The sequence below is a fragment of the Roseovarius sp. S88 genome (assembly GCF_037023735.1).
GTDB lineage: Bacteria > Pseudomonadota > Alphaproteobacteria > Rhodobacterales > Rhodobacteraceae > Roseovarius > Roseovarius phycicola.
On record NZ_CP146069.1, the window covers coordinates 509,643 to 532,500 of the forward strand.

19 protein-coding genes and 1 tRNA gene (1 of these 20 running past the window's edge) are annotated in these 22,858 nt (G+C 55.4%); 10 read left to right on the top strand and 10 right to left on the bottom strand.

Annotation, left to right across the window (positions count from 1 at the left end):
* The first annotated feature begins 17 nt into the window (after positions 1 to 17).
* Positions 18 to 770 carry a DUF1194 domain-containing protein gene (locus tag RZ517_RS02525; RefSeq protein ID WP_338549919.1) on the top strand — a complete coding sequence of 251 codons (753 nt, stop codon included), beginning with the start codon at positions 18 to 20 and terminating at the stop codon, positions 768 to 770.
* Here the strand turns inward: RZ517_RS02525 and RZ517_RS02530 are convergent.
* Positions 767 to 1,828 (bottom strand): sodium-dependent bicarbonate transport family permease, encoded by a 1,062-nt coding sequence (locus tag RZ517_RS02530; protein WP_338549920.1) that lies wholly within the window; start codon positions 1,826 to 1,828, stop codon positions 767 to 769. The two genes, RZ517_RS02525 and RZ517_RS02530, sit on opposite strands and share 4 nt — an antisense overlap.
* Positions 1,829 to 1,923: 95 nt before the next feature.
* On the opposite strand from RZ517_RS02530, the gene RZ517_RS02535 reads away from it, so the two are divergent.
* Positions 1,924 to 2,781, top strand: coding sequence for a LysR family transcriptional regulator (locus tag RZ517_RS02535; protein ID WP_338549921.1), 858 nt, complete (start codon positions 1,924 to 1,926; stop codon positions 2,779 to 2,781).
* Positions 2,782 to 2,786: 5 nt separating this feature from the next.
* On the opposite strand, the gene RZ517_RS02540 is transcribed toward RZ517_RS02535, so the two are convergent.
* The 6 genes from RZ517_RS02540 to RZ517_RS02565 all read right to left on the bottom strand — a co-directional run bounded on the left by RZ517_RS02540 (position 2,787) and on the right by RZ517_RS02565 (position 8,071).
* A complete protein-coding gene (locus RZ517_RS02540; protein WP_338549922.1) occupies positions 2,787 to 3,797 on the bottom strand; it encodes a cytochrome d ubiquinol oxidase subunit II in 1,011 nt (336 codons plus the stop codon).
* Positions 3,798 to 3,802: 5 nt separating this feature from the next.
* Positions 3,803 to 5,179 (bottom strand): cytochrome ubiquinol oxidase subunit I, encoded by a 1,377-nt coding sequence (locus tag RZ517_RS02545; protein WP_338549923.1) that lies wholly within the window; start codon positions 5,177 to 5,179, stop codon positions 3,803 to 3,805.
* A 255-nt stretch (positions 5,180 to 5,434) separates the two neighbouring features.
* Positions 5,435 to 6,109 carry a hypothetical protein gene (locus tag RZ517_RS02550; RefSeq protein WP_338549924.1) on the bottom strand — a complete coding sequence of 225 codons (675 nt, stop codon included), beginning with the start codon at positions 6,107 to 6,109 and terminating at the stop codon, positions 5,435 to 5,437.
* A 144-nt stretch (positions 6,110 to 6,253) separates the two neighbouring features.
* On the bottom strand, positions 6,254 to 7,603 hold the full coding sequence (locus RZ517_RS02555; RefSeq protein WP_338549925.1) for an aminotransferase class III-fold pyridoxal phosphate-dependent enzyme: 1,350 nt from the start codon (positions 7,601 to 7,603) through the stop codon (positions 6,254 to 6,256).
* A gap of 192 nt (positions 7,604 to 7,795) precedes the next feature.
* Positions 7,796 to 7,921, bottom strand: a complete 126-nt coding sequence (gene ykgO / locus RZ517_RS02560; protein ID WP_008562923.1) for a type B 50S ribosomal protein L36 — start codon at positions 7,919 to 7,921, stop codon at positions 7,796 to 7,798.
* A gap of 75 nt (positions 7,922 to 7,996) precedes the next feature.
* Positions 7,997 to 8,071 (bottom strand) — tRNA-Val (locus RZ517_RS02565).
* Between the two features lie 144 nt (positions 8,072 to 8,215).
* Here RZ517_RS02565 and RZ517_RS02570 point away from each other — a divergent pair.
* Complete coding sequence (locus tag RZ517_RS02570; RefSeq protein WP_338549927.1) at positions 8,216 to 9,079, top strand: N-formylglutamate amidohydrolase; 864 nt, start codon at positions 8,216 to 8,218, stop codon at positions 9,077 to 9,079.
* Between the two features lie 2 nt (positions 9,080 to 9,081).
* On the opposite strand, the gene RZ517_RS02575 is transcribed toward RZ517_RS02570, so the two are convergent.
* The 3 genes from RZ517_RS02575 to RZ517_RS02585 all read right to left on the bottom strand — a co-directional run bounded on the left by RZ517_RS02575 (position 9,082) and on the right by RZ517_RS02585 (position 11,483).
* Positions 9,082 to 10,335 (bottom strand): DNA polymerase IV, encoded by a 1,254-nt coding sequence (locus tag RZ517_RS02575; protein ID WP_338549928.1) that lies wholly within the window; start codon positions 10,333 to 10,335, stop codon positions 9,082 to 9,084.
* Between the two features lie 110 nt (positions 10,336 to 10,445).
* Complete coding sequence (gene pyrF / locus RZ517_RS02580) at positions 10,446 to 11,153, bottom strand: orotidine-5'-phosphate decarboxylase (RefSeq protein WP_338549929.1); 708 nt, start codon at positions 11,151 to 11,153, stop codon at positions 10,446 to 10,448.
* Positions 11,154 to 11,228: 75 nt separating this feature from the next.
* A complete protein-coding gene (locus RZ517_RS02585) occupies positions 11,229 to 11,483 on the bottom strand; it encodes a hypothetical protein (RefSeq protein ID WP_338549930.1) in 255 nt (84 codons plus the stop codon).
* A 255-nt stretch (positions 11,484 to 11,738) separates the two neighbouring features.
* Here RZ517_RS02585 and clpB point away from each other — a divergent pair, with 255 nt between their 5' ends.
* The 7 genes from clpB to RZ517_RS02620 all read left to right on the top strand — a co-directional run.
* Positions 11,739 to 14,357 carry an ATP-dependent chaperone ClpB gene (clpB, locus tag RZ517_RS02590; RefSeq protein WP_338549931.1) on the top strand — a complete coding sequence of 873 codons (2,619 nt, stop codon included), beginning with the start codon at positions 11,739 to 11,741 and terminating at the stop codon, positions 14,355 to 14,357.
* 247 nt (positions 14,358 to 14,604) lie between these two features.
* Positions 14,605 to 16,644, top strand: coding sequence for a glycosyltransferase family 2 protein (locus tag RZ517_RS02595; protein WP_338549932.1), 2,040 nt, complete (start codon positions 14,605 to 14,607; stop codon positions 16,642 to 16,644).
* A 182-nt stretch (positions 16,645 to 16,826) separates the two neighbouring features.
* Positions 16,827 to 17,579, top strand: a complete 753-nt coding sequence (locus tag RZ517_RS02600; RefSeq protein WP_338549933.1) for a hypothetical protein — start codon at positions 16,827 to 16,829, stop codon at positions 17,577 to 17,579.
* A gap of 72 nt (positions 17,580 to 17,651) precedes the next feature.
* Positions 17,652 to 19,208, top strand: a complete 1,557-nt coding sequence (locus tag RZ517_RS02605) for a hypothetical protein (RefSeq protein WP_338549934.1) — start codon at positions 17,652 to 17,654, stop codon at positions 19,206 to 19,208.
* A gap of 28 nt (positions 19,209 to 19,236) precedes the next feature.
* Positions 19,237 to 20,778: a hypothetical protein gene (locus tag RZ517_RS02610; protein WP_338549935.1), complete on the top strand. Its 1,542-nt coding sequence runs from the start codon at positions 19,237 to 19,239 to the stop codon at positions 20,776 to 20,778.
* Between the two features lie 138 nt (positions 20,779 to 20,916).
* Entirely contained in the window at positions 20,917 to 22,410 is a 1,494-nt protein-coding gene (locus RZ517_RS02615; protein ID WP_338549936.1) for an FMN-binding glutamate synthase family protein, read from the top strand.
* Positions 22,407 to 22,858, top strand: the 5' portion of a protein-coding gene (locus RZ517_RS02620; protein WP_338549937.1) for an HAD family hydrolase. 202 nt of this gene lie beyond the right edge of the window; 452 of the gene's 654 nt are visible here — the first part of the coding sequence; its start codon is at positions 22,407 to 22,409; its stop codon lies beyond the right edge, outside the window. Before RZ517_RS02615 ends, RZ517_RS02620 begins: the two co-directional genes overlap by 4 nt.

The window sequence follows — 22,858 nt, forward strand, 5'->3', positions numbered from 1 at the left end:
GCCGATACTGTGGGTCTATGCATCTTCGTGCCGGCGTTGTTCTGATACTGATCTGCCTGTGGCCACACACGGCCAAGGCGCAATCCTGCGCCCATGCGCTTGTCCTGGGCCTGGATGTCTCGCTTTCGGTGGACGCGCAGGATTTCGCACTGCAACGCCAGGGGCTGGCGAATGCCCTTCTGGATCCGGCGGTCTCGGATGCGATGCTTCATATGCCCGGAGGTCATGTTGAAGTTGCGGTGTTCGAGTGGAGCGGGGAATTTGATCAGGTCATCCTGGTCAACTGGACTGTTGTCGACAATCTCGCAACGCTGCTGGACATTGCACAAGCCCTGCGTGACCGTCCAGCCATGGATCGCACGGGTCGGACGGCCATCGGCGCAGCGATGCTTTTCGCGCTCGAACTGATGAAACAGCGGGATGGTTGTGCCCGCCACACCCTGGACATTTCCGGGGATGGTCCAAGCAATCAGGGCCCTGCACCTGAATTGATCCGAGACCAGATGAATCGTGCCGGTTTCATTGTCAATGCGCTGGTGATTGAGAACAACTTCAACGATCCCGAGCCGTCGGCCTCGCCGCCGCTTGGTCCCTATTACCGCGACCGTGTGATCACTGGACCCGCCGCGTTCGCCGAGCTCATTTTTGGGTTTGAGAACTACGAGGATGCGATGCGCCGCAAGCTGTTGCGCGAACTGACCCCGATCGTTGCAGCAGACCGGCCAGATGACACTGATCGGTCTTTGTTGCGTCGTGCAGGTCTGGACTAGATGCCAATCACCAAGTTTGCCAACCAAACCCAAAGCGGAATGCTCAAGATAGCCACCGGCGTGCCCAGACCTGTCGACGCGCCAACATAAGCTGAAGGATTCGCCTCGGGCAGGGCGGCGCGCATGGTCGGCGGACCGGAAATGTCCGAGCTGGACGCCGCCATGACCGCCAGAAGCACCACACCGCCCGCGGAAAATCCGGTCAGGTGATGTGCAATCAAACCAAGCCCAAACCCGATCAGCCCGTGCACCAATGGCGCAGTCAGCCCATAAAGCACATAAGCGTGCGCCACTTTACGCAGCTCCGAGAGGCGCGACCACGCCTCCATCCCCATGATAAGCATCAGGATTGACAACAACCCTTTAAAGAGCGGCTCGTAGAAACTCTGATACACCACGTCTGGCTTGGCCAGCACACCCAATGCCAACCCCAAAAGAAGCGCTGAAATCGCCGGGCTGCGCAACGTATCGACCAGAATACCGCGTACCAGCTCTCTGTTCACGTGGAACGCCGCGCCACCGGTGCCGCCGCCCATCGTAACCGTTCCATCCGATGTCGCGTTTTGAGATGCAGTATGCTGGGCACTCATGCGGCCAAGGACCACGGCCGTAACCAGTGCTGCGATATCCATGAATGGATAAAGCGCCCCGATGAAGCCTTCAAATGCAATACCATCGGCATCCAGCATCGCCATCGCCGCCGCCAACGTTGAGGCCGAGACAGCACCGAAGAGACCAGCTGTCGCCATGCCGTCTATCTTGGAGACTCCATTGAGTCGGGCCAACGCCCGGGTGCCGAGCGCAACAATGGCAATGCCCGTCAGAGCCGCGGCCAGTGCTGGAATCACAAGCGACAGAAGATCCGCATCGCGAACGGACATACCCGCGCCAAGGCCAACTTTGAGCAAGAGCAGGATAACGATGAACTTATAAACCGGCTGCGGTACCTCAAATTTGCTGCCCAAAGCAGCAAGCATCATACCTCCCAGAAGGAAGGACAATGTGGGCTTCTGCAACTGGTCAAGCACGGTTGTACCAATGTCCATCATGATCTGCATGGGCGGTCTCCTATTTGCGTTAGTTGGCAGATAGAGCAGAAGTGTACGCATAAAAAATATATCTTTTATGAAAATTCGTTCTATTTAATGGAACTATGAGCGACCTCAACTATCACCACCTACGCTATTTTCATGCCGTCGCCCATGACGGCAATCTTACCCGTACAGCAGAACGTCTGAATCTATCGCAATCTGCGCTGTCTTCTCAGATCAAAGCACTGGAAGAGCGGTTTGGACAAAAGCTTTTTGACCGCGTCGGCCGCAGGCTGGAATTGACCGAGATTGGCCGTATCGCGCTTGATCACGCCGACCGGATTTTTGGCACAGGGGCCGAGCTATTGGCGACCTTGAACCAGAGCAGCGAAACGCGCCAACCCTTGCGCATCGGCGCTCTATCAACGCTGTCTCGCAACTTTCAGCTCGCCTTTCTCAAGCCGGTTCTTGGTCAGAACGACGTCGACATCAAACTTACATCCGGCAATGCCGAACGGCTCTTGAATCTGTTGAAATCCCTCGCACTTGATGTGGTTCTCACCACACAGGTGCCAGCCCGCGACGCCCGCACTGAATTCATTGCGCACCGTATCTCCGAACAGCCCGTCGGCTTGCATGGGGTGCCGGACCGCTTGCAACACGGCAGCCTCAAATCACTACTCAAGAACGAACCGCTGATCGTGCCCAGTGACCCGGTCATCCGCTCCGGCTTTGATAGCCTTGTCATGCGTCTGGGTGTTGAGCCACGCGTTGTGGCCGATGTGGATGACATGGCCATGGTACGGCTTTTGGCGCGCGAGGGCGTCGGCCTGGCCATCGCGCCTGCTGTGGTTTTGGCCGACGAGATTGCCTCGGGTCTGCTTCGGACTGCGCCATATGATCTGCGGATCAACGAGGATTTCTTTGCCGTCACCATCCCGCGCAGTTTTCCGCATCCTCTGCTGTCCGCTCTCTTGTAGACCGATCAGTCATAGCGCAGCTCCGTCGCTTTGCCGCGGAAGATCACATAAGACAGCACTGTGTATCCCGCGATCATCGGCAGGACGAAGACCGTGCCCACCAGAATGATAAACAGGCTTTCCGGTGCGCTGGCGGATTCGTACAGTGTCAACTGCTCGGGCACCACATAGGGGTAGAACGAGTACGCCATCCCAAAGAAGCCAAGCGTGAAGAGCACGGTTGTCAACGTGAAGGGCAGCCAGGACAGACGATCCTGACTGTCCGGCAGATGCCGCAATGTCACCCAAAGCGCCAGCACCAATCCCGCCGCCATGATCGGCAAAGGAGCCAGAAGGAAAATCTCGGGCACCGAAAACCATTTCTCGAAAATTCGGGGGCTGACGAAAGGCGACGCGAGCGATACGGCACCAAGTCCAAGGACAACGCCCCAAATACCGCCCCGTGCCCAACTCACGGCCTTTTTCTGCAGCTCACCATCGGTCTTTAAAATAATCCAGGTGGCGCCGATAAACGAGTAGGCTACTGTCAGGAAGACTGCCGTGATGGTGGCAAAAACCAGCGTGAAGAGCGTGATCTCAAGGCCCATGATGTAGACGCCCAACATAAAACCCTGCGAGAGAGAGGACATCAAACTGCCAGCATAAAATGCCATATTCCACATCGGCTTGCGGTGGGCGGGGGCCTTGGCGCGAAACTCAAACGCAACACCGCGCAGGATTAGCCCGACCAGCATAATCGCGACCGGCAGGTAAAGAGCGGTCAGGATCATGCCGTGTGCTGCCGGAAAGGCCACCAGCAGAATACCGATGGCCAGAACCAGCCATGTTTCATTGGCATCCCAGAATGGACCGATTGACGCAATCATACGGTCTTTCTCGGCATCATCGGCAAAGGGGAAGAGAACCCCAACCCCAAGGTCATATCCGTCCAGGCAAACGTAGATCAGGATCGACAGCCCCATCAGGGCGGCAAACACCAGGGGCAACCATTGTGCCGGGTTTCCAAACATGTCCATCGCCGCTACTCCGCCGGAACCGGCGCCATGCCGGGTCGTTCGGGTCCTACATGACCGCCACCAGCGCCAGCATTCCGCGCGATGTAGAACAGCACACCGATATAAGCGATCAGCAATGTGGCATAGACGGTGAGATAGACAAAGAGCGTTGACGCCACCATTGGTGCGGGCACCTCGGCCACAGCTTGCTCGGTCGTCATCACACCCGTCACCAGCCAGGGTTGCCGCCCGATTTCGGTGGTGTACCAGCCTGCAAGCGTCGCCACCCAGCCGCTGAATGCCATGGGCACCATCGCCCAGAGCATGGGTTTGGGCAGACCCTCAGGGCCGCGTCTTTTGTAGCCCATCATGGCCACGGCCGCCCAGCTCAGAAACAGCATAGCCATGCCTGTGCCCACCATGACGCGGAAGCTGTAGAACACTGGTGCCACGGGCGGATGCAAAATTGTGCCATCTTCAGCCACAAAATCATTCAGCCCAGGCACCAAGCCATCTGCTTTGTGGGTCAGGATCAGCGAGGCGCCGTTGGGAATGCTGATCTCAAAGTTGTTTTCTCGCGCAGCTTCATCCGGCACCGCAAAGAGCAGCAGGGGCACATTGCCTCGCGTCTCCCAATTGCCCTCCATCGCGGCGACCTTGGCGGGTTGATGTTCCAGCGTATTGAGCCCATGAAAATCCCCCATCAGGATTTGCACTGGTATCAAAAGCGCCCCCAAACCAAGACCCGTGACAAGCGATACACGCACATCATCCGCCTTGTCGTTCCGCAGCCAGCGATAGGCCCCGATGCCGGCCAAAAGGAACGCCACAGTCAAACCAGACGCCAGCAACATATGGGCCAGCCGATAGGGCATCGACGGATTGAAGATGATCGCGAACCAGTCCGTGGCATGTGCCACGCCTTCGCGCATCTCAAAGCCCACAGGCGTGTGCATCCAGCTTGAGAGGACTAAGATCCAAAAGGCCGACATGGTCGTGCCAAAGGCCACGAGGAAGGTTGCCGTCGTGTGCAACCAGCTTGGCACACGGCTAAAGCCAAACAGCATGATCCCCAGGAATACGGCCTCCAGGAAGAAGGCTGTCATCACCTCGTAGGCCAGCAAAGGCCCTGCGATATTTCCAACTGTTTCCATAAAACCAGGCCAGTTGGTGCCGAACTGAAAGGACATGGTGATGCCGCTCACGACGCCCAGCGCAAAACTGAGCGCAAAAACCTTGACCCAGAACCGATATGCCTTGATCCAGCGTTCTTCGCCGGACCGGCTGTAGCGGAGTTTGAAGTAGAACAACACCCATCCCAAAGCGATGGTGATCGTCGGGAACAGGATGTGGAACGAGATATTCGCCCCGAATTGAATACGCGACAGAAGGAGCGTGTCCATAGAATATGCCTTGTTTGTGCGGGCGGAACTGCCCGGTGCTTAAGGCTAACCTAGTGGGACAATGTCAGGAGTCTTGGGCCTGCGACCACCGGGCGCATGGCTGCGGACGCGTCTGGTGCAAGAATAAACAAAGAATTAAAGTGTTTCGCGCGCGAAACATCTGTCAGCGCGGCGGTTTGCCACGCTATCTTACCGAAACGAAAACGCGGCACCCAATGAGCGCCGCGTCAGCATTTTCTCACTGGCGTGGCCGGATCAGTTTAACTTTAACTCGTAGCCCAAACGCAGTTCGAGGCTGTCAGTGTTGACGGAATAAGAGCCCGCCGCCCCACCGTTGAGACTAATATCCGTTTCGCCAGCGCGTACATAATTCACACCTACCTTGAGCTTGCCACGCGGGCCGACTGAGCGAAGTGCGCGAATTCCCAGCTGACCATAACCACTGAAATCGTCGCCAGAGCCGGCTACAACACCATCGGTAGTGCTTATGTCGCGGTAGAGAAGACCTGCCCCAATGCCGATCTCGGTACGCCAGAGAGCGGATTCTTGCACTGGCCACCAGACATTTCCACCCAATCGCGCGGTTTGAATTGAGGTAGAGTAGAACACTAATGGCGTTGGCAAGCCCGGAAAGCTGGCAGTGGTTGTGCTGTAGTCATCAAGCCATGCGAACTCAAGCTCCGGCGTTAGTCGGATACCTCCGATTGTCGCCGCGTCCCGTAAACCGTAGCTGAGCGACAGGCCAAAATGCTCATTTTGCCTGTCATCGGCATTTGAAAACGTGCCCAAGGTGTTAAACCCGCCAAGTTCGTCCCCTGTCACGCCTCCAACGATATCAAAACTCAGATACCGATCCCCGGCTTCCGCCTTTGCAAGCGGAAACGCGGCAAGGGTGCTCACGATGATCGCTGCGAAAATCTTTACTTTCATTGTTACATGCCCGTTGTTGGTCCTGCTCACGGCACAAGATGTAGCAGAACACGCAAAAATACTCGCCAAGATTTTGTCTTTTCATAAGGTTTTGCTATCGGCCGTGTTCTTACAGTCGCACAACGGTTCTTTGTAGACGCGCATTCAGGCGGCAGCCAAACCTTTGTCGAGCGCATCAAGCACCTGATTTACTTCCTGTTCACTGATGACCAAGGGCGGTGACATCAACAGGTTATTGCCCCCGATCCGTACCATCGCACCGGCTTCATAGGTGGCCTGGTGCACCCGTTTGATTGTGTCCATATCCATGGGCGTCTTGGCGGCACGGTCGCTGACCAATTCAATTCCGGCCATCAACCCATGGCCCCCGCGCACATCGCCGATGATGTCGTATTTTTCCATCAGTTTTTGCACGCCCTCGAAGAGTTGCGCACCTCTCGCCGCAGCGTTTGTTTTGGTATCCAGTCGCAGTGTTTCCGACAGGCACGCGACGACGGCTGCTGCGCCTACGGGGTGGGCGGAGTAAGTATAGCCTGTCCAAATCGCGCCATCTGACCCGGCGCTCTCAAACACATCAGCCACCTTGTCCCCGACGAGCACGCCACCGACCGGAAAGTAGGCGCTCGTGATACCTTTGGCAACGGTCATCATATCCGGTTTAACGCCCCAATGCCGCGCGCCAGTCCAGTCGCCTGTGCGCCCAAACCCGCAAATTACCTCATCTGAGATCAGCAAGATACCATAGCGGTCACAGATCTCACGCATATGCTTCATAAAAGATGCATCCGGCACGATCACCCCGCCCGCTCCCTGAATCGGCTCCATGATGAATGCGGCGATGGTGCTGGGGTCCTGAAACTCCACCTCATCCACAAAGGCCGCTGCGATCTTCTCGGCCAGTTTGACCGGGTCAGTTTCATCAAAGGGGTTCCGATACGTGTAAGGGCTGGGCAAGTGATAGCAGCCGGGGAGAAGCGGCTCGTAAGTGATCCGGAACCTGTTGTTGCCATTCACAGACGCGCCGCCCCAATGCGTGCCGTGATAGCCTTTCTTCAGACTGATAAATTTGGTGCGCGTATGCTCGCCCCGCAGGCGATGATACTGTCGCGCCATGCGCAAAGCGGTGTCTACTGCGTCGGACCCGCCCGAGGTGAAGAACACCCGCGTCATACCGTCTTCGGCAAAGAACTCCTGCACCGCATAAGAGGCCTCAATCGCCGGAGGGTTCGAGGTGCCAGCGAAGGCGGAATAATACGGCAGTTCCCAAAGCTGATCGGAAATCGCCTGTTTGATCGCGTCGTTGGAATACCCAAGATTGGTGCACCAGAGACCGCCCACGGCATCCACGATGCGATGCCCGTCGATATCGACGATCTCAACGCCCTCAGCTCCTTTGATGATCTTGGGTGCGTTTGATTGTTGCTCGCCGGGATGACCCATGGGGTGCCAGATGTGGCGCGCATTCATCTCGCGCAAAAAATTGTCATCTTTCATAACAGCCTCCGAGAGCAGAACGGGATTTGATCAAATCCTGACAGGGCGAAACGTGTCTGTCTACAAAGGAGTGAAAAGCTCGAGGCGGAAGCTTTCAAAATTCCCCATCTGATATCCGTTGTGGAAACTGGGATCACCCAAAACGAAAAACCCCGCCGAACGGCGGGGCATCAGTCTACAACGCAGGTTGGCTTAGCCTTGGCGGGCTTTGAACCGGCGCTGGGTTTTGTTGATTACATAGACGCGGCCTTTGCGGCGCACGACGCGGCAATCGCGGTGACGGTTCTTCAGGGACCGCAGCGAATTCTTGACCTTCATCGGTCGTCTCCTTTGTCGTGGCGCGGGCTTGCGCCGGGGTTAACGGGTGTGTCGCCTAAGGCGTCACAACAAATATGGTGGGCGATACAAGGATCGAACTTGTGACCCCTTCGATGTCAACGAAGTGCTCTACCGCTGAGCTAATCGCCCGTTCACGTCACCGCTTCACATGCCCCAAATAAAGAGGGGCGCGGGAAACCGCGCCGGTGAGCCGTGTCTATAAAAGGAGTCGAGGACTGGATCAAGGGCTTTTAGATTGCCAATTTCGCTCTATTATGGCGTGTAGGAGAAATGATGACCAACACTGCGTTTTCGCTGACACGTCCAAATCGTCGGACCACATCGGTGGTCTTTGCCTCGCCGCATAGCGGCCGGGGATATTCGTCGCATTTCCTGCGCCGCTCGATGTTGAACGAAAAAGCGATCCGAAGCTCGGAGGATGCGTTTGTCGATCAGCTCTTTGAGGTCGCTCCGCAGTTTGGGGCATCCCTGATTACTGCGACTGTGCCGCGTGCCTATGTTGATTTGAACCGCAGTATTGAAGAGCTTGATCCAGCTTTGATTGATGGCGTGCGCAAGGGCGGGCACAATCCGAGGGTGTCGTCAGGTTTGGGGGTTATCCCGCGCGTCGTAGCCAACGGGCAGGCGATTTACAGCGGCAAGATCACCCTGGCCGAGGCACAGCAGAGGCTTGAACGCTACTGGGCACCTTATCACACCGCGCTTCGGACAGAACTGGACCAGGCGCACGAAGCATTTGGCGAGGCTATTTTGATTGATTGCCACTCCATGCCGCATGAGGCGATGGATTCTGTCGTGCGCACAGGGATCAAACGGCCAGAGATTGTATTGGGTGACAGGTTTGGTGCCGCGGCCAGTGAAGCCATTGTAGATCGTATTGAAGCGGCCTTTGTTCACGCCGGGTTCGCGGTCACGCGAAACACGCCTTTTGCCGGGGCTTTTATCACTCAGAACTATGGAAAACCGGCAAATGATAGGCATGCAATACAAATTGAAGTCGATCGCGCGCTTTACATGAACGAAAAAACAATTCGCCCGAATGCGGAGTTTGCGACCTTTAAACGCCGCCTGCAGGCAATTATCGCGGATATTGCCCGGATCGGTCGACCCGAGGCACAGCCGCTGGCAGCCGAGTAAACCTAGCGCAACGACCGCCCCTTTAGAATCGCGTCTGGTCCAAACCGGGCGCGAATTTCGTCTGTCGCGCGTTCTGCTTCTCCACGCTGGCGAGCCTGGGGATCGAGCAGGTCGCCCGAGGTGTCCGCGGCGCTTTCTGGCCAAAGCTCTGAAATACCGACGCCGATAAGGCGGTAGGGCTGATCTGGTTCGACCTGATCGTAGAGTACGCGTGCGGTCCGATAAATCGCATCGGCCAGCTGCGTGGGATCGCGAAGTGCCAGTCTCCGGGTCAGGAGTGAGTGATCGGCACGTTTGAGCTTCAGTGTCACAACGCGACCGGCCAGAGCACGGGCCTTAGCGCGGTCGGCCACATTCTCGGCCAGCCGCCAAATATGGCCATCGAGGATATCCGTGTCGGTTGTATCTTCGGAAAAAGTGGTCTCATTGGAAATCGACTTGACCGGTGCATTGGCCGAGACACGGCGGTGGTCTTGCCCACGGGCCAGATGCCAGAGCCTGTCTCCCATCGCGCCAAAACGAGCGGTCAGATCCATCTGTTCCCAACGTAAAAGATCGCTGAAGTGGCGGATGCCGGCCTTTTCAAGGGATGCGCGTGTCGCCTGACCCACCCCCCAAATAAGCGTAACGGGTTGGTCATGCAGAAATGCAGCCGTTTCGGCCTGACCAATGACGGAAAAGCCGCGCGGCTTGTCGAGGTCCGAGGCAATTTTGGCCAGGAATTTGTTATGGCTGAGGCCAATAGAGCCAGTGAGGCCCAGGTCACTCTTCATGCGCTGAACCAGCCGAGCCAGCATAATGGCGGGCGGGGCGCCATGCAGGCGGGCCGTTCCGGTGAGATCGAGAAAGGCTTCATCAAGCGACAACGGCTCGATATCAGGTGTGAGCTCTTTCATCATCTCGCGGATTTTTTTGGAAACGTCCGCATAGACGGACATGCGTGGTTTGAGAACGACTGCATCCGGGCACAGCTTGAGCGCCTGAAACATTGGCATGGCCGAGCGAACACCGCGAATACGGGCAACATAACAAGCGGTTGAAACCACGCCGCGCCGCCCACCACCAATGATGAGGGGTTTGGACTCCAACTCGGGGTTGTCGCGTTTCTCGACACTGGCATAGAAGGCGTCGCAGTCCATGTGCGCTATGGAGAGATCAAAGAGTTCCGGGTGCGAGAGCACGCGAGGGCTCCGGCAGGCGGGGCAGCGCGGGCCATTTTCAAAAGCGTGCAGACAATCGCGGCAAAAGGCAGGCATGGCACCATCAGATTGGTTGTGCAGAAAGTGTATGCCGGAGGGCCCCCAAGCGGAAGGGCCTAGGGCGGGGTTTGGCAATTTGAGTATTTTGAGAACAGTGAAAGAGACGGTCAGCTGCCAATTTCTGACAGGATGGTCTGGGCGGCTTCGCGTGGGTTTGGGGCGGCCCAGATGGGACGGCCCACCACGATGTGATCGGCCCCGTCGTTTAGGGCTTGTGCTGGGGTGGCGACACGTTTCTGATCACCCAGAGCGCTGCCCGCGGTACGGACGCCGGGTGTGACGATAAGCTTGCCTTTGGCCTCTGGCAGAGCTCGGATGAGAGAAGCCTCTTGTGGCGAGGCGATGACGCCGTCGGCCCCTGCCTCAAAGGCGCGTGCGGCTCGGGTTAAGACCAGGTCAGCAATGTTTCCAGATGAGATCAGAGCGGCATCCAGATCAGCGCGGTCGAGCGACGTAAGAATAGTCACGGCAAGGATTTTCATATCCTTTTCGCCAACGCCTTCTCGCGCGGCGCGCACCACATGCGGATCGCCGTGCACGGTCAGGAAATCGAGTTCAAACTGTGCCAGCCCCCGCACGGCGTTCTCCACTGTCGCACCGATGTCAAAAAGCTTCATGTCGAGGAATATGCGCTTGCCGTGATCCTGCTTCAGCTCATTGGCGAGTGCCAGCCCTCCTCCGGTGAGCATGCCGAGCCCGATCTTGTAGAAGGACACGGCATCCCCAAGCTGTTCGGTAAGTTGCAGGCCTGCCAGCGCATTGGGTAGGTCAATCGCAACGATCAACCGGTCGTCAGAGAGCGAGGTGGGTGTCATAGGATTGGCTCCGGCATGCAAGGGCGTGAGCCCTTTTTGCGGCCAAGCCTTCCCGGGTCAACCCACCAAAGGGTCCTATGCGGCCAGTGCAGGGCCGTTTGCAGCTCTGAGGAGCTGGGAAAACAGCGGCTTTTTCGACGCTTTGTGCTGTTCCCTCGCCCTCTGCATCAGGCCGCGGGCGACCAGTGCATAATCGGCCGTAAGCGGTGCTTTGATGTGCACAGGGTAATTGTACATCCAGACGGCGTCGCGAATGCGGACAGAGGCCTCAAAGCCTTCTATTTCTGGGTTATATCGTATGGTGTCGAATGCTAGGGCTTCGATAATCATGGGACTGCTCCTTGTCTTTCAGGCTTGCGTGCCTGTGGATAACTATGTGAGCAAGTGGGTCCGTTCCGGCTCTATTGCAATATGACTCACGGTTTCGTGCTAGAGACTTGAATCTGCGCGATTTTGTCGTGATGTGGCGGCGTGGCCTTGAAGATAACAGACGCGTTACCCATCTTTGCTAATGAGGTTCCGGACCGGTGTATGCCTATTGCTGGGTGCGCCAGAGGTGGAACGCTTATGAGAAGGAGACCTGGGATGGACTTAAACAAGTTCACCGAGCGGTCACGCGGGTTCATTCAGGCCGCGCAGATGATCGCGATGCGGGAAAGCCACCAGAAACTGGCGCCCGAACATATTCTGAAAGCATTGATGGATGACCCTGAGGGGTTGGCGAGCAATTTGATCCGTCGCGCCGGCGGACAACCGCAGCGCGTAGTCGAGGCGCTTGACCTGTCGCTGGGTAAAATTCCGAAGGTCACAGGTGATACTGGGCAGGTCTATATGGACAGCAAGACTGCCAAGGTGCTCGACGAGGCCGACAAGGTCGCCAAAAAGGCCGGTGACAGTTTTGTTCCTGTAGAGCGGGTGTTGACAGCGCTGGCCGTGGTCAAAAGCTCAGCGCGAGAGGCTCTGGAGCAGGGCGGTGTCAGTGCACAAGAACTGAACGCGGCCATTAATGACGTGCGCAAAGGGCGCACGGCGGATACGGCAAGCGCTGAAGATACATATGAGGCGCTGGAAAAGTACGCCACAGACCTGACCAAGTCTGCGGCTGATGGCAAGATTGACCCGATCATTGGCCGCGACGACGAAATTCGTCGCGCCATGCAGGTGCTGAGCCGCCGGACCAAGAACAACCCGGTTCTGATTGGGGAACCGGGTGTGGGCAAAACCGCGATTGCCGAAGGGCTTGCCTTGCGGATCGTGAATGGCGACGTGCCAGAGAGCTTGCAGAACAAAAAGCTGCTGGCGCTGGATATGGGCGCGCTGATTGCTGGTGCGAAATACCGTGGCGAGTTTGAAGAGCGTCTGAAGGCCGTGCTCAACGAGGTTACGGCGGCGGCGGGTGAGATTGTTCTTTTCATTGATGAGATGCATACGCTTGTCGGTGCTGGCAAGTCAGAAGGGGCCATGGATGCGGCCAACCTGATCAAGCCAGCTTTGGCGCGGGGTGAATTGCACTGTATCGGGGCAACGACGCTTGATGAGTATCGCAAGCACGTGGAAAAAGACGCGGCGCTTGCGCGGCGGTTCCAGCCGCTTGTTGTGGAAGAGCCCACTGTGGAGGATACGATTTCGATACTGCGTGGGATCAAAGAGAAGTATGAACTTCATCATGGCGTGCGGATTTCTGACAGCGCATTGGTGTCTGCAGCTATGCTGAGCCATCGGTACATCACCGACCGGTTCCTGCCGGACAAGGCGATTGATCTTGTGGATGAGGCGGCGTCGCGGCTTCGGATGGAAGTGGATTCCAAGCCTGAAGAGCTTGATGCGCTGGACCGTGAGATCCTTCAAAAGCAAATCGAGGCGGAAGCGCTGAAGAAAGAAGATGACGCTGCCAGCAAGGATCGTCTGGAAAAGCTCGAAAAAGAGCTGGCTGATATGCAGGAGCGGTCATCGCAGATGACGGCGCAATGGCAGGCGGAGCGTGACAAGCTTGCCGGTGCGCGAGATATCAAAGAACAGTTGGATCGCGCGCGGATTGAGCTGGAGCATGCCAAGCGCGAAGGGGATCTCGCCAAGGCCGGGGAGCTGTCTTATGGCGTCATTCCGGGGCTGGAAAAACAGCTTGCCAACGCGGAGCAGGCCGAAGAAACCGGCGTGATGGTCGAAGAGGCGGTGCGGCCGGAGCAGATTGCGCAGGTGGTCGAGCGTTGGACGGGAATTCCGACGGCCAAGATGCTGGAAGGCGAGCGTGAAAAGCTACTGGGAATGGAAAACAAGCTGCATGGCCGGGTGATTGGTCAGGATACTGCTGTGAAGGCGGTGGCGAATGCCGTTCGCCGCGCAAGAGCGGGCCTCAATGACGAGAACCGGCCGCTTGGATCGTTCCTGTTTCTTGGGCCAACCGGCGTAGGTAAGACTGAGTTGACCAAAGCCGTCGCGGAGTTTCTCTTTGACGATGACAGCGCCATGGTGCGGATCGACATGAGTGAGTTCATGGAGAAGCATTCGGTCGCCCGGTTGATTGGGGCACCTCCGGGCTATGTCGGCTATGACGAAGGCGGTGTTCTGACCGAAGCCGTGCGGCGCAGACCCTATCAGGTGGTGCTATTCGATGAGGTTGAAAAGGCGCATCCAGAAGTCTTCAACGTGCTGTTGCAGGTGCTTGATGACGGGGTGTTGACCGATGGACAGGGCCGGACGGTCGACTTCAAGCAGACGCTGATTATTCTGACATCGAACCTTGGGTCTCAGGCGCTCAGCCAGTTGCCCGAAGGGGCGGATGCCTCGGACGCGCGGCGCGATGTGATGGATGCGGTGCGGTCGCATTTCAGGCCGGAATTCCTCAACCGACTGGATGAAATAGTAGTCTTTGACCGGCTCAACCGAGACCAGATGGATGGCATCGTGGACATTCAGCTGAGCCGGTTGTTGAAACGGCTGGCCAGCCGGAAGATCACGCTGGAGCTTGATGCCGAGGCCAAGACATGGTTGGCCGATGAGGGCTATGATCCGGTCTATGGCGCAAGACCCTTGAAGCGCGTCATACAAAAGGCGCTACAGAATCCGCTGGCCGAGGCGCTTCTGGCGGGAGATATACTTGATGGCAGCACCGTGCCGGTGAGCGCAGGCCCCGAAGGGTTGATCATTGGCGACAGGGTGGGGTCCACCAACCGCGAACGGCCTGACAACGCTGTCGTACACTGACACATAGACCCCCGCCTTCGACATTGGCGGGGGTTTCGTTCGCGCCTGCGACGCGTGGGGTATTTGCGACAAGAAAGAAGCTTGGGGTTTGGAAACAATAGGATGATATTGTTTCTGGATCAGCGACAGTTTTTGTGATTCAACACGAGTGTTGCACCGGTTTGCTGCGCAAGCCTATAGTGCTCAAAAGGCAGTTTAGCCTGGGGATTTACCAGGCGTTTGAACGTAGCTTCTATAAGACCGGGTCATGGCAGAGCAGGACACCGAGACACCAGACGCGCCGGAGATCCCCCTCTGGTTTGATGAATTGCGCCCAGGCGGCGACGCGGAAGGCTTCCTCGAACGGCGTCTGCGCCATTCGCTGTTGTTCGTGCAAAGGCCAGTGAAGCGTTTGCTGGTGACATTCGATAACCTTTCGAATGTGAGCGATCGCTCGCCAGGCCGCGAGCCCTGGGCCTTTAAATTTGCCAAGGACATCAACATTTCGCATCTGGGCGTGATGGCGCATGTCGCAGATTGGTATCGCGACTCGGATTTGATCGAACGTTTCCAGAAATTGGCCGATGAGGGGTTTTTCGAGGGTTATGACCGGGTCATTTTTGCCGGTGTGTCCATGGGTGGATACGCCGCCATCGCGTTTGGCTCACTGGTGCCCGGTGCGCATGTGATTTCGGTCAACCCGCAGAGCACGCTTGATACCGACATCGTGCCTTGGGAGACGCGCTACGAAGGCGGGCGGCGGCAGGATTGGACCTTGCCTCTCTCTGATGCCTCGGAGCTCACAGCCAAGCTGGGTCGGGTGAATATCTTTTTTGACCCTTACCACGAACTGGACAAACAACATGTCAGCCGGTTCAGTGGCGACAACATTCACGTCTTCAATTGCCGCCATTCAAGTCACAAGACGGCGGTGTTTTTGCGCAAGATCAATGCGCTGAAGCCGGTGATGCAAGTCGCAATTTTTGATAAATTGGATGAGGTGGAATTTTACCGCCTCTACCGCGGGCGCAGGGATTTGCGTTGGTACAAAGGCGCGGTGGTTGCTTACTTCCGTGAGCAGGGTCGCGACGAATTGGCAGACCGCTTTGGCATGGCGTTTCGCAAAAGGTTACGGCGCGTGCAGCGGCAGGAAGATCACGATGACCTTCAGGCGTCCGAAGATGTTGATGCAACATCTCTTGACTTTACGTCGCCGCCTCCAGAGCCAACAACCGTTTCGGCCACAAAGCTGGCGAAAACGCGAAACGTGTCAGATGTCGAAAAAAGTAATGCCCGGTGCGCGATTGTGACCACAATGAAGAACGAAGGCCCGTTCATGTTGGAGTGGGTGGCGTTTCACCGGACGCTCGGCTTCCAAGACTTCCTGATCTACACCAATGATTGTGAGGATGGCACCGATAAAATTGCGCAACGGTTGGAAGAGCTTGGTTTAGCGAACCATGTAGACAATAAGTTCAAGAAAGGTGCGAGCCCACAACGTGTGGCCCTTCGGCGTGCGTTGGCGCATGATGTCTACAAAAGTGCTGATTGGATCATGTGTGCTGACTGTGACGAATTTCTTAATATCCGCGTTGGCGATGGTACGCTGTCAGCCTTGTTTGATGCCGTGGGCCAAGCAGACGCAATTTCCTTTTGCTGGAAGCTCTTTGGCTGTGGTGGTCACGTGGCGTATCGGGACGAATTCATCCACGAAAACTTTACGTGGAGCGCGCCCGAGGCATTTCGTGAGAAATATAGAGGGCTCGGCCTAAAAACGATTTTTCGCCCGTCGGAAGCCATTCGCAAATTCGGTGTTCACCGGCCAAAGTTTCATAATCGGCCCGAAGGTTTTGTCTGGAAAGATGCTGGTGGAAAACCTATGCCCGAACCATATTTTGGCACAGGCTGGTCGGCCTATGCCAAATTCGATCATAGCTTTGCGCGCCTGCATCACTATGCGGTGCGCTCGGTCGACAGTTTCCTAGTGAAGCGAGACCGCGGTCGCACCAATCACATAGATCGTGATCAGGGCGTGGCGTACTGGGCTGACATGAACTTAAATATGGAAGAAGACGTTTCTCTGGTTGCAGCTGCTGGCAGAACGCGCACTGAGTTCGACGCTATGATGAAAGACAAAGAGTTGAGACGTTTGCACTATGAAGCCTGTGCGTGGCACCGGGCGAAAGTAACCGCCTTGAAACAAAATAAGGAATGGTCCTCCTTTTACGATCTTTTGCAGACGATCAACAAGCGTGGTGAAGCGCCAGTTAATCGCGACAAGTTGCTTGAAGACCTCGGCGTAGAATGAGCAGCCAGCCATATATTGTTCTGCATGGCGGGTTTCATAAAACGGCCACCAGCCACCTTCAATCGACCTTGGCGCGAAACGAGAAGTTGCTTAGGCGCGCAGGTGTACGCTATGTCCATCACCGAGAAACACGCAAGCGTTTAACGGTGCCGGTGCAGTGCAATGTGTACAATGAGATTGGCATGGACTGGGATCCTAAGATCACGGACACCGAGCTTCGAAATCTGACCGGTGCCTTTTTTGATGAGATCATAGAAGACGCGCCCAAGCGCATTGTTCTGTCCGACGAAAACATGGCAGGACATTGTGGACATTGCGTGAAGCGCGGCGTTCTTTATCGATGGCGCCGGAGACTAATCGAGGTTTTTTCGGCTCAGTTTCCTCATCCGGTGAACGAAGTGCATCTGGGCGTGCGGAACTATGCTGATTTCTTCGCCTCAGCCTATGTTGAATACCTAAGGTCGGTCACTGGTCAGTGGTTTGTGGCCGAGCCCGTGATGCGCAAGCAAGTCCTAGAGAACATGCCGAGTTGGCACAACGTGCTAAAGTCAGTTGTCACTCTGTTTCCCGAAGCAAAGCTTGTCGTTTGGAAGTATGAAGATTTTCGCGCTCTGGACACGCATGTATTGTCCAATTTGTGTGGGCCTGATATCGACATAAGCAAGTTGAAAAAGCCGAAAGACGGCAACAAAAGACCCACGGCAAGTGGACGCGCTGTGGCAGAGCTTTTGCAGCGGATACACAAAGACGGCGCCGAAGTTGCACTGCAAGAGCGGATGACCTTGCAAGAGCGCTATCCACGTGGCGCAGAATTCGGAAGTTACGATCCCTGGACGAGCAACGAACGCGCGCATCTGACTCGGATGTATGAGCGCGATCTGGTCGACATTCGCGCCAATCCGGACATTGCATTGCTGGAGATCGAACATGCCTAATTCAGGCAATCCCGTAACGCAGCCTCGTGAAAAGTGGAAACGGTAGAAATGAGCCGAGAATATGAAATAGGAATGTTGTGGATCGAAGGGCCGTTGAGTTATGTCGAAGTGCTCTGTGCGCAATCGTTTTTGGACGCCGGCCACCACGTTAAATTCTATCACTACAACGACGTACAGAACGTCCCAAATGGTGTAGAGCTTGTGCATGGGGACACCGTTCTGAAGATCGACAACTTCCTTCAGCATGGTCGCACCGGAAGTCTCGCTCTGTTTTCTGATGTGTTTCGCTATCATTTGTTGCAGCAAAACGACCGCATGGTCTGGGCTGATTTGGATGCATATTGCGTAAAGCCATTCGACTCCAAGACCGGGCATTTTTTTGGATGGGAGTCCAAGCGCCACATCAACGGCGGAGTTTTGGGACTTCCGCCGGACAGCGACGCGCTGGGTCAATTGCTTGAAATGAGCAACGATGAATATGGCATACCGGAATGGTATCCAGAAGAAGAGCAAAACCGGCTACAGAAGCTAAAAGATGATGGCACACCGGTACATGTCGGTGAGTTGAGGTGGGGCGTTTGGGGTCCACAGGCTGTGACCCACTACCTGCACAAGACGGGTGAGCACAAATACGCTTTTCCAATTCCAGGCCTTTATCCCGTTGGCTTTCGAGAACGCCGAATTTTGATGCGCGGCTGGGCTATGGAAAAAGTTAACTCATTGATTACAGACGAGACCTACTCAGTGCATTTCTACGGTCGTAGGGTGCGTGAATTTCTGGCGAATCACGGCGGAATGCCAGAGCCGGGCAGTTGGATGGAAGATGCTCTGAAAAAACACAAGATTGATTGCGAGGCAGCCCCTGTCATGTCACGAGAAGAAAAAGAAGCATTGAAAGCCGCCGAGAAGGCAGGCCAACCAAAAAGGGTCGAGCGTGTGCCGACGGGCAAAGGCGGTGAAAACCTTACCGACCTGGCCGATCGATATGGCTCGGATAAGGGCTCAACCAAGCATCGATACACAGAGTTGTATCACATGCTCTTTCATCCTTATCGCGACCGCGACATTGTCTTTCTGGAGATGGGGTTGCTTATAGGTGGGCCCGAGCAGGGAAAAAGCGCAGATCGGGTGACGACTGACTTGCCGTCGATCCGGATGTGGCTCGAGTATTTTAACAAGGCGAAAATCCATGGTCTGGATGTGTCGGACTTTTCCTGGTTCGAGCATGAGCGATTTGAATTCCATCGCTGCGATATGGATGACCGTGAAGAGATCGCTGACGCGATTGAAGAGATCGCACCGGCCCCGACGATTGTTATCGACGATGCCAGCCACGCCAGCCACCACCAGCAGAACGCGTTTTTGGAAATTTTCCCACGGCTTGAGTCTGGTGGGCTTTACGTGATCGAAGATTTGCGATGGCAACCGAAGACATATGAGAAGCCTGGCATAACCAAAACAGCGGCTTTGTTTCGAAGCTGGCTAAATGAGCGGGAATTTCAGCATTCTGACCCAGAGATTGCGGCTGAATTTAATGCGCTGTCTGAGGATATTTCGGGCTGTATTGTGGAACCTGTGCGCTATCAAGCCGGGCGTCGCGACCAGGTGGTTGTCGTTCACAAGAAGTAACCGCCAACTGGTGAATTTGGAGCAAGTGATGTCAAGTCTCGCAGGTGACGGTGATCAGATTTTAGGAAAGCGAATTTGCGAACAGCGGGGTTGGGATTTCGCTGAGGTGTTCAAGTATCATTTTGCCATTTCTAGGCAATCACGACAATTGTGTAAGGAATGGACTCATAAAAGTTTTGGTTCTTGGCATCTTGAGCATTGCCCTGCGTTGCGCCGCTGCGAGATCGTCTCTAGCAAAGGCACCAAGCTTGGTATTGTTTTGGGAGTCGCAGTTGATCGCAATGGTCGATTGCTCAGCGGGGACGTTGTGCTGGATCAAGCGGATACTATTGAGGCTTTGCAGAACTACATAGAAGGACTCGCAGGTCGGTACATCGTGGTCGTTCACGGGTTTGGTGTAGAACGGATCTACTTTGACCCTAGCGGTGGGCTAAGTGCAGTTTATGCGCCAGAATCAAACACTGTGTCTTCCTGCACGCATCTAATATTGGACAGGGACATTGAGCCAAACGCCGACATTTCTTCGGATGACGTGTTGTCTCGCAAGCAGCAATTTCTCTTGGGCGAAACTTGCGACAGACACTGTAAGCGAGTCTGGGCAAACCATTTTCTTGATCTTGAGAGGATGGAGCTAGTCAGGCATTGGCCGCGCGAGGACGATAAATTTGAACTGGAGACAGATGTCTCACAAACGGTCGCTGAGATTGGCGTGAGACTACATCAAATCATGACGGCGTTGATAGGAGCGTTTCACGTTGCTTTGCCACTTTCTGGTGGAACGGACTCTCGCATTTTGCTGTCTGCCTGTAGAGGACAACTTAACAAAATTGAGCATTACTACATCCATGACCACAAGTGGGTGACGGAGTTTGACCGTCTTTCTGCGCAAAAACTTGCGCGTAAACTTGGGCTTCCACTGCAAGTTTTTCACAAAGATGCACAGGACTGGAATAACTTGGACAAGGAGGCTTTGAATGAACTGCGCGACCAAATGGCATTGCAAACATCTTTATCATTCAATGGTATTGACGACCAAACGACCCAAGCTGTGGAACACGCACCTGATTGTGATCTGACCTTACGCGGTAACATGGCGGAGATGACACGCGCGAATAAATGGCAGCACGACTTACTTGATGCCGAAATAGGTGCTCTCGAAGGTCTGGAAGCATTGAGTGGAAAAACGTCCGACTATATGGAGACAATGTGGGCGGATGGTCGGTTCGAAAAAATGTTGGCTCGATACCAATCTTGGATTGATACGCTGCCGAAACCAGCGCGCAGTCGCATCCCTGATATTGCTCATGTGGAAGTGTTTGGTCCGGCAGGACCTAACAACGTTTATTATGCATTCAAAAAGAGTTTTTATATTAACCCCTTCAATGACCGCCGTTTGTTCTACTTGACGGCAAGCATTTCGCCGGGAACTCGGAAACGCAGAAAACAGGTCGCCAGAGACATAATAAGGCTCGGCATGCCTGAAATTGATGGTATGCCATTTGCAGGCTACTTCAGAAAGTTGTTTCGCTCGGCCAAAGAACAGGGGTTCAACCTTCTGGGTGAGTTTTAGTTCCTATTAGTGATGTAGGGACTTCTCGCCATTGTTTGAAAAATATGTGGCCATACGTTTTTGCGCTTTTTTGCGTTGAGGCCCAATGTGGCCATGGCATAAGCTGTTTTAGTCCGGTTCCAAGTTTCGGAAGGTTCGATGGAATTCGCATTCAACGCGCTGGCGATGCTGGCCATCTTCTTTGTTCTGGCCGTGGGGCTGGTCATTGCCACGGCCTTGCTTTTCTACATCATCGACAAAACCCAAACAGGAGACGCCATTCGGCGGAACTATCCGGTGATTGGACGATTTCGGGGATTGTTCACCTCGTTGGGTGAATTTTTTCGTCAGTACTTTTTCGCCATGGATCGTGAAGAGATGCCGTTCAACCGCGCGCAGCGGGATTGGGTGGCACACTCGGCGCAGGGTAAGGGAAATACAGTCGCATTTGGCTCCACCCGCAATCTGAATGTGGCAGGGACGCCTATTTTTGTCCCTGCGTCTTTCCCGCCTTTGGACGATCAATTCGCGACGACTGAACCGATGGAGATCGGACCGCATGCGGCACTTCCCTTTAAGGCCAAGTCGATCTTCAACATCTCAGGCATGAGCTTTGGCGCAATTTCGCGTCCCGCCGTTGAGGCGCTCAGTAGGGGTGCTGCTGAGGCTGGTGTGTGGCTGAACACAGGAGAGGGTGGGCTCAGCCCGTTTCACCTGGAGGGCAGTTGCGACATTGTCTATCAGATCGGTACAGCAAAATATGGCGTGCGCACCGAGGATGGGGCGCTTAGCGATGAGAAACTGCGTGAGGTCGCTGCGCATCCTCAGGTCAAAATGTTCGAATTGAAGCTTGCGCAGGGCGCCAAGCCCGGCAAGGGCGGTATTCTGCCAGGCGAGAAAGTCAATTCCGAGATCGCCAAAATTCGAGGGATAGCCCAAGGACAGGATAGTATTTCGCCAAACCGCCACCGTGAGGTGAACGACTTTGGTGAGCTGCTTGATTTCCTGAGTCACATCCGTGACGTCACAGGGCGACCTGTGGGTTTCAAAACAGTGGTCGGGTCAAGCCAAGCCTGGGATGGGCTTTTTCAACTGATCGCCGAACGCGGCGTGGAAAGCGCGCCGGATTTCATCACCATTGATGGAGGTGAGGGCGGCACCGGGGCGGCACCAATGCCGTTGATGGATCTGGTCGGACTGCCCATTCGAGAGGCGCTGCCTCGAATGGTGGACTTGCGTGACAGGCATGGGCTGAAAGATCGTATTCGTATTATCGCGGCAGGCAAGCTGGTAAATCCCGGCGATGTTGCTTGGGCGATTTGCGCCGGTGCGGATTTCGTGACCTCCGCGCGGGGCTTTATGTTTAGCCTCGGCTGCATTCAAGCACTGAAGTGCAATCGCAATACATGCCCGACGGGTATAACCACGCACGACCCGCATTTGCAGGCGGGACTGGTTGTCGAAGATAAGTACAAGAAAGTCGCCAACTATGCGAAGCAAGTCATCAAAGAGGTCGAGACCATTGCCCATTCCGTCGGTGTTGCTGAACCACGTCTGATGCGGCGGCGGCACGTGCGGATCGTTCAGGCGGATGGTACGTCCGTGCCGATGAACAAATTCCGGCCGAGTTTCGATGCCGCGCATCATCCATGACTAATGTCATTTGCAAGGCAGTTCTCTTTGACTGTGATGGTGTTCTTGTGGAAAGCGAACGCGTCTGTGCGCGGCTCTTTTGGCAGGATATGCGGGCACGTGGGTTAGATATCTCAAAGGAAGAGGCGGCCGAGATTTATGGCACCGGACCGATGGAGTTGGTGGCCGAAGGCGCAATCAAACGCGGCGCTGACCTTCCAGCGGATTGGGTGCAACGGTTTTATCAAATCATGTTTGCCGCGCTGAAGACGCAAACTGAAGAGGTGTCTGGGGCCAAGGCTTTGGTAGAGGCACTTGCGACCGCTGGTATCAAGATTGCGGTTGGATCGAATGGCCCTGTGGCCAAGATGGAAATCACGCTGGGCAAGGTTGGGCTGAAGGATTTGCTTCACCCTCATATCTATTCCGCCCGCGATTTGGCCAATCCCAAACCCGCGCCGGATATATA